We start from the raw sequence: 7,249 nt of genomic DNA, 5'->3' as shown, positions 1-7,249 counted from the left end.
AGATTGCTGGCGCGCACATGACCGTGATCGGTACGGTGGCGCCCGAGTTGGCGCAAGCGATCGTGGCGGCGTTGCGGGGTCGCCGGTGATCGGACTTTCACCTGGTGGAGTGAAGATCATGGTTGCGACGCAGCCTGTCGACTTCCGGCGCGGCATGAATGGCCTGGTGGCATTGGTGGCATCGGCGCTTGCGGCTGATCCGTATTGCGGCGACGTGTTCGTGTTCCGCGCCAAGCGTCTCGATCGACTTCGCTGCATTTATTGGGACGGATCCGGCATGATCCTGGCGACGAAGTGGCTTGAGGCGGGCAAGTTTGTTTGGCCGCCGATCCGCGGTGGCGCCATGCAGATGACGCGCGAAGAGTTCTCGCTTCTGCTGGCCGGCATTGACTGGACAAGGGTGAAGCAGAACCCGGTAAAACGCCCCTTGAAAGTAGGTTGATCCTATTGGTTTTGCTTGATGATTCCGGCCTTCGTGGTAGGATCCGTCATGCCGCTTCGACACGATCCCTTGCCCCAGGACGCTGCGCAATTGACCCGGATCATTCTCTCGCTCAACGAAGAGAATGCCGACCTTAAGGCGCGCGTGGCCTTCCTTGAGGGCCAGCTTTTTGGGACGAAATCGGAGAAGATGACGACCATCGATCCGACACAGGCGATCCTTGACCTTGGCGATCTGAGCGACATTCCCGTTGCTGCCAATGACGATGTCGCGCCGGTCGGTGAATACAAAACGCAGGCACGGCGATCGCCAGCTCGCAATATCGGCCACTTGCCCAAGCACCTTCCGCGTTATGACGAGCTCATCGAGCCGGAGAGCAAGGTCTGCCCCTGCTGTTCGTTCGAGCTTCATTGCATCGGAACGGACGTCAGCGAGGCGCTCGACATCGTGCCTGCCGTTGTCCGGGTGAAGCGGACGACCCGACCACGCTATGCCTGCCGGGCATGCGAGAATGCCATTCACAAAAGCCGTGGGCCATTCGTTGCGCTCACGAACGGTATCGTGTTCCGCGCCTACGTCGAACAGGTTCTCGTTCCAACGCTGACGCCCGGCGACATTATTGTGATGGACAACCTGCCTGCACATAAAGCCGACGGCGTGCGGCAGGCTATTGAAAGTGCGGGATGTCAGCTCCTTTACCTCCCGCCTTACAGCCCTGACTTCAGCCCCATCGAAAAGGCCTTTTCAAAGCTCAAGGCCCTCCTGCGAGCCAGAGCAAAGCGCACTGTTGAAGCACTCTGGGATACGGTCGGCGAGATCGATGCGCTCTTCAAACCCCATGAGTGTGCCAATTACTTCAAGGCATGTGGATATGACCCCGAGTGAAATGGATGCGCTCTAGGGAATTATCGTAACTACGCTGTTACGGGATTTTTGACTGAAATGGCCTTGTCGGCAGGCTTGGTTTTTGTTAGCGGAACTCTGTGATCTATTAATTGTGCGTCTCACAACCATCGGTTTGCCTGATACTGCGGTCAGTATAGTGGCGTTAGCTATTTAATTCCCTGATTTTCACAAAAGAGGAAGATCGAGTGAATATACTTTTTGCTGTTTGGAGTAGTTACCCAAAAGAGCGGATTTATGCGGACCCTTCAGTTTGGTATCGCTGCTATCAACCTGCTGAAGCACTGAGGCGGCTGGGCCATCAAGTCAGCGTCGAGCATTTCACTGAAGTTTTGGATACGAAGAATAATTACGACGTGGTAATATTCTTTCGACCACAATTTTCGGACGAATTCGTAAGGTTTTTCTATCAGGTCGAAGCGACAGGTGCGGTATATGCGGCCTCATATGACGATCTATTCTTTGATATTGGCTTGCTGCGGCACACTAATTTCAGAGGTCAGGGAGTAGCGCAGAAAAAAATTCTCGACAGCCGACCTTATAATTATGCGCAAGCTTTCTATTTCTTCGATAGATTTATCGTTTCGACAGATTCTATGCGTGATTCAATAACAGCGTCTCAGCCTGATTGTTCGGTGCATGTGCTGTATAATGCGCTGTCGCCAGCAGCCTTGGAGTTCGCCCGTATTGCTTCCGTTGATCAGATTGTAGAGCGTGTGCCGCGTCGCGTCGGCTATTTTGCTGGTGGCGCTGCACACTCCATCGATCTTGCACGTGTAGCCCGCGAGATCGCGCACGTAATAGTGAAATGCGATGCCGAGTTTTTCTGTGTCGAAACGGTTGAGGTGCCGCCCGTTCTGAAGAGTACGGGGCGCGTTGTCACATCCCCAAGGATGACCTATCAGCAAATGATAATGGCCTATGCCAGCTGCTGTGTGACCGTCGCGCCGCTAGCTATGGATGAGTTTACGGCCGGAAAGTCGGGTATCAAGTACCTGGAGGCCAGCGCCGTGGGCGCAGCGAGTGTCGCGACGCCCATTCCTGACATATTGCGGGTCGCCGACGAGAGGTTGCTGCCAGCTACTCAGCAAACCGACTGGGAGCAGAAGCTCGCAGAGGCCTTGGAACTGCCGAGCGGTCCTGATATTGCGGCTGCACAACAACACCGTCTCCGTGAAAATTTTAGCACGATTGGCGAAGCTCAGAAACTTCTCATCGGTATTGATGAATGGCTGAAGCGCCCGGCGGTCTCCGGAACGGCGGGAGCGCACGCTTCAAGCGTTGAATTCCGGTGTTTTGGCACCGAAAGCCGCTAGGACTAGTTCGAATGAAAATACTGTTCTACGTTGAACCCCATGGCGTGCGGGATACTTTCTTCGCACACCAATTGCCGTTTAAGCAATTTCGCTCAATCGTCACAGAAATCTATCACAACGACAATGAGAGGCTCGGGAGCGTCGACGCAAGAATCTTTGCCAATCACTTTGTAGGCGGGTTGAGTTTCCCAGATTTCTTCAGTGAATGGCCGTTGATCCTTCAACCATCGAAAGCAGAGCGCGCAGCAATTGAAGATGCTGCGCGTATGTGGAAGTTTCACGGCATGACTGATTGGGTTGAACTAATGAGGAACCCGGATAGTGAAATCGCCAAGCTATACTACTCTATCTTGAAGCGGATAAAAGAAACTGAGTTCGATTTTGACGTAATAGTTTCATGGGGCGAGAATGCTGCTGTGAAATTGTTCGCTGAAGCAAACGGCATCCAACAGGTTTATGTGGAGCTTGCGAGTATGCGCGCTCCATTCCCAAACGCGTTGCTTGTCGATCCGCTCGGCGTCAACGGTTCCTCAAGCACAACAAAGCTAAACATGTCAGCGCTGACAGATATGATGTGTGACCTTCCTTCAGCAGCGCTTCCGGTTCTGCTGAATGAGGAGCTCTCGCCTGGCCAACAAAGTGCAGTGATCCCGCAGGCGCGGTATCGGACGATGTCCTCGGATGTTCGTGAATTCGTTGCACGTCCGGGGCCGGTGGCTCTCGTGCCGCTTCAGTTAGCCGACGATGCAAATCAGTTGATCTATTCACGGTTTCGTGATGTGGAGAGCTTTGCGCAAGCTGCCGTCGAGCCCCTCTTAGAGGCGGGTTATAGAGTGATTTTGAAGGGGCACCCGAGTGCAGTTCAGCGCGGCGGCTATGTGATGAACGTTCAACGAAATTGCCTCAGGAAGTACTCAGGTAACCCCAGCGTCTTAGCATTGGAGGCGGGCTCTCCAGCGTCCGACTACCTTCCGATGCTTGATGCGGTTGACTTGGTGGTTACTAACAATAGCAGTGTTGGATTCGAAGCGATGCTAATGGGGCGTTTGTCTGTGGTGTTGGGACTAGCCTGCTATGCCCCGGCCGATGCTCTGCCTTCGCTCTCTGAGGCAATCAGTAGTCGGCTTGATATGGATACGAGGGCACATTGGTTACAGCGCTCGCGCTTGGTTACGACCTATATGCTGGCTTGTGCGTTTCCATTGTGCAGAAGGCTGGGCACCGAACTCGTACAAAGAGCTGAAATGTGGAGTGGTTTCGATAACAACGGCGCCCATAATGAGGATTGGCTCCGGGAAATGGTGGGCAACGTATCTTGGTCAACTTGGTCGCAGACCGAGTTAACGAGACAAATGACCGTCGGCAACAAGACAGGTCAAGCCAAACGAAAGCTTTCTGGAGTCCTGGGCTAATGCGTCATATATTCAAGCTCGACGCAAGTTTGGAGCAAAAGCCGGCCGTCGTTGAAACGGATGGAAAGCTAGTAGTTGCAGTCGGTGCTGACGCAGTTTCGATACCTAAATCAGCTCGGAGCAATATCAGGATACATATCGATAGGTGCCAAGCCAACGGCAAGCAAATTGAAGTGCAGGGTTGGGCATTTTGCAGAGATAGTGAGCAACCGATAAAGCGAATCTATCTGGCGTTAGACGGTCGTATTATCGGTTCTGGAAAGCCTGTCTTGCGGACGGATGTGCGTCGAGTCTTCCATTTGGACTACGACCATTATGGCTTTCGGATTGACGCGAATACCGAATTCGATGTCTACCCTGGCGATAGCATTGATCTCTTCGTGATGGACGGCGGTGGTATGATCCACGTTCCGACTGCGATATCTGGCACGCGAGGTCCCGCAGTTGCGGCGACGAAAGTAGCGCTAAACGGGGAAAAGTTGTTCCTGCTTCATCCGGAGGCCACTACGGCAGAAGTCGCTGGACGGGAGGAATTTGATCTCGTCAACAATATTCAATTGCACGTGGATCGGATTGAGATTTCTCAGGGGCGGGTTACTGTCAGAGGATGGTGTTTCGATCAGCACCTTATGGACGCACGACCCCAAGTCGGCTTGGTGAAGGGCGATATGTTGATGTCGCCGTTGATTCCATGCAGCGTGAAACGCCCAGACGTTATCGAAGCATATTCCCTAACTTCCAAGAATCCATTTCAAGGGTTCGGCTTTGATATTCATGCCGATGGCCTACAGGAGGATGACAAGCAGGCATTGCGAGTGTTGGCGGTTGTATGCGCAGATAGGCAGCAAAGAGCCATGTTGACTAATTTTTCACATAAGAAGGTCAATCTGCTCCCCAGAGGCAAGCAGATCTTCGGCATCTTAGAGAGATGGTGGGCGCGTTGATCCTCCGGCTTACGAGACGGAGCAAGTGTCGGAGGTTGCGGGGCGGAGGAATTGCAAAACATGTACCTTCTTCAGAAGGAGGTTAGATGTTCATTCTCGCAAGGCGGCTTGCAATGTGGGGATGTTGATCTCAGACGCAGTCATTTTCGCTTCTGCGTCTTAGCCAATAGCAAAACCTAACCTCTTCAAACCACCGGAAATGTGCCACGAGTTCCTCTTTAGCTTCTTTTTTCCGTCGCGTTTACTGGCAATTGGTTTCTGCACAGATTCAAACGCTTGCCAGCCGTTGTACCGAAGGAAACCAAGTTTTCAAATTTTTAAGTAGAGACATGGAGCATAACTTGTCGCACTTAATAGCACTTCATCAGGACAGGGCTATCGCTGTAGGACAGGCTCAGACCAATTGTGGGTATGCCCCTAACTATTCATTTGCCGGGGAGTTTGTTGATGATTTTCACGAGTTCCTCGGGACTTCTCGGCTGAAGGGAAGCCTCATCGATATCGGGATTCCGGGCTGGCTGCGACGAGAAGATGCCCTAAAATTATACGAGCTGGGCAGGTTCGCTGAAGGCGATATTCTTGAGTTTGGCACTAATCGCGGTCTTTCTACATTCATCTTGGCCAACGCGATGAAAAATTCCTTCCGTCAGGGTGAGATTGTTACAATGGAGTTGTCCAGAGAGATCTCGGACGTTGCCAAACAGCACCTCAGCGAAAGAAAAGTAGTCAGTGACGTCCGCTTTGCTGTCGGTGACGCGAATACCACGTGTTTGAGCCTTGTCGCGCAAGGGAGAAAATTTGGCTTCTCGTTCATCGATCATTCCCATGCGTACGAGCACATGGTTAAGGCGTGTCGAAGGCTCAGCGAGCTCATGCTTCCGGGCGCGTTCTGCGTATTTCACGATTACAATGACCCGCGCAATAGCCGCCGCACAGGTCTTGGTGAAGTTGGAGAGGAGTATGGCGTTCAAGCCGCGATCGAGGATGCGCTAGACCCCAATCATTTCGAATTTGTGGGGGTCTACGGTTGCACTGGCGTGTATCGGTGCATATTGCCTAATCTGAAGGCGTCATCGTCTGCATGACAAACTGAACCTTCAAATTGGACGTATGTATCCGAGCGGGGCCGCGGGATTTTGAGCGCCGCGCGTGGTAACGTCGGTTCATGGAGATCGATGAGGACAAGATCGACGATGCCGTCTTGGCGCTGTTATGGCTGACGCTGCATAACGAGCGTTGTGCCTGGAAGGGCTTCGACTGGGCAGCGACGGATCGGCTTCACAAGAAGGGGATGATCGACGACCCAGTCAACAAGTCGAAGTCATTGATCCTGACCGATGAAGGCTTGGAGCGTTCGCAAGCGTTGTTCCGGGAGCTGTTTACACGACCGCCGCAATAGCCGTGTGTGCCTTCCATTGCCATATGTGGACGGCTCCCACTTGCAAGTGTTTTCTGCAGATATTTTCGATCGGATCGCTTGCTTCCATATGTGCGGCCTTTGGGTGTGGTCGCACATGACCACTGGCCAAGATGGTTTCCGCAACGCGTGTTCCTAACAAGGCATCGGCTTAGAATGGCCACTGGCAATGACGGAGTGTCACGCGTCTCGGATCGATCGCACCATCTGCTTTCTCTTGCAAGTTCACAGCATCAGCCCAACACGGTTGCATTCATATCATGCCCGCCGTGATGGCTAATCTGCTATGCTGCCAGTGTTTGTCCTTCCTGTCGCCGATATGTTTCGCCGCTCACCATAAGCTTCCAGGCAATACGAGCGATCTTGTTGGCGAGCGCCACCGCGACCAGCTTCGGCTTCTTCCTTTGCAAAAGCTCGATCAGCCATCGGGAAGCATGTCTGCTTCTACCAGCTCTGACATGCTGAAGAAGGGCAGTTGCGCCAACCACCAATATGCTCCTGAGCATTTCGTCGCCGGCTCGGGTGATCACCCCGAGCCTGACCTTGCCTGCGGTGTTATGGCTGACGCTGCATAACGAGCGTTGTGCCTGGAAGGGCTTCGACTGGGCAACGACGGATCGGCTTCACAAGAAGGGCTTGATCGGCGACCCTGTCAACAAGTCGAAGTCATTGATCCTGACCGATGAAGGCTTGGAGCGTTCGGAAGCGTTGTTCCGGGAGCTGTTTACGCGGCCGCCGCAATAGCCGTCCCTTTGTGTGTCTTCCATTGCCATATGTGGACGGCTCCCACTTGCAAGTGTTTTCTGCAGATATTT

Annotated in this window: 7 protein-coding genes and 4 pseudogenes; 10 read left to right on the top strand and 1 reads right to left on the bottom strand. The window is 53.1% G+C overall.

The window, feature by feature from the left end; genetic code table 11:
* The 9 genes and pseudogenes from BLJAPNOD_RS36490 to BLJAPNOD_RS27770 form a co-directional block, all read left to right on the top strand.
* Window positions 1-89 (top strand): annotated as a pseudogene (locus tag BLJAPNOD_RS36490) (IS66 family insertion sequence element accessory protein TnpB); the annotation flags it as partial.
* On the top strand, window positions 86-442 hold the full coding sequence (gene tnpB / locus BLJAPNOD_RS27805) for an IS66 family insertion sequence element accessory protein TnpB (RefSeq protein ID WP_057220208.1): 357 nt from the start codon (window positions 86-88) through the stop codon (window positions 440-442). The pseudogene BLJAPNOD_RS36490 and the gene tnpB, both read left to right, overlap by 4 nt.
* Before the next feature lie 48 nt (window positions 443-490).
* A pseudogene (locus BLJAPNOD_RS27800) lies at window positions 491-961 on the top strand (IS66 family transposase zinc-finger binding domain-containing protein); the annotation flags it as partial.
* A 42-nt stretch (window positions 962-1,003) separates the two neighbouring features.
* Window positions 1,004-1,327: pseudogene (locus BLJAPNOD_RS27795) on the top strand (transposase); the annotation flags it as partial.
* Between the two features lie 206 nt (window positions 1,328-1,533).
* Window positions 1,534-2,661: a glycosyltransferase gene (locus BLJAPNOD_RS27790; RefSeq protein ID WP_147294597.1), complete on the top strand. Its 1,128-nt coding sequence runs from the start codon at window positions 1,534-1,536 to the stop codon at window positions 2,659-2,661.
* Between the two features lie 11 nt (window positions 2,662-2,672).
* Window positions 2,673-4,073, top strand: a complete 1,401-nt coding sequence (locus BLJAPNOD_RS27785; protein WP_115422201.1) for a hypothetical protein — start codon at window positions 2,673-2,675, stop codon at window positions 4,071-4,073.
* Entirely contained in the window at window positions 4,073-5,017 is a 945-nt protein-coding gene (locus BLJAPNOD_RS27780) for a hypothetical protein (protein ID WP_115422200.1), read from the top strand. The genes BLJAPNOD_RS27785 and BLJAPNOD_RS27780 overlap by 1 nt, the downstream gene beginning before the upstream one ends.
* A gap of 329 nt (window positions 5,018-5,346) precedes the next feature.
* A complete protein-coding gene (locus BLJAPNOD_RS27775; protein ID WP_115422199.1) occupies window positions 5,347-6,102 on the top strand; it encodes a class I SAM-dependent methyltransferase in 756 nt (251 codons plus the stop codon).
* 80 nt (window positions 6,103-6,182) lie between these two features.
* Entirely contained in the window at window positions 6,183-6,416 is a 234-nt protein-coding gene (locus BLJAPNOD_RS27770) for a DUF6429 family protein (RefSeq protein WP_115422198.1), read from the top strand.
* A 302-nt stretch (window positions 6,417-6,718) separates the two neighbouring features.
* On the opposite strand, the pseudogene BLJAPNOD_RS27765 reads toward BLJAPNOD_RS27770, so the two are convergent.
* Window positions 6,719-6,994, bottom strand: a pseudogene (locus tag BLJAPNOD_RS27765) (IS110 family transposase); the annotation flags it as partial.
* Here BLJAPNOD_RS27765 and BLJAPNOD_RS27760 point away from each other — a divergent pair.
* Window positions 6,927-7,178 carry a DUF6429 family protein gene (locus BLJAPNOD_RS27760; protein ID WP_115422197.1) on the top strand — a complete coding sequence of 84 codons (252 nt, stop codon included), beginning with the start codon at window positions 6,927-6,929 and terminating at the stop codon, window positions 7,176-7,178. The pseudogene BLJAPNOD_RS27765 and the gene BLJAPNOD_RS27760 overlap by 68 nt on opposite strands.
* Window positions 7,179-7,249: the final 71 nt, after the last annotated feature.

Source organism: Ensifer sp. M14 (genome assembly GCF_003355565.1).
Taxonomy (GTDB): Bacteria; Pseudomonadota; Alphaproteobacteria; order Rhizobiales; family Rhizobiaceae; genus Ensifer.
Note: the sequence above shows the minus strand (reverse complement) of the source record. Positions and strands in the feature narration are given on the sequence as shown.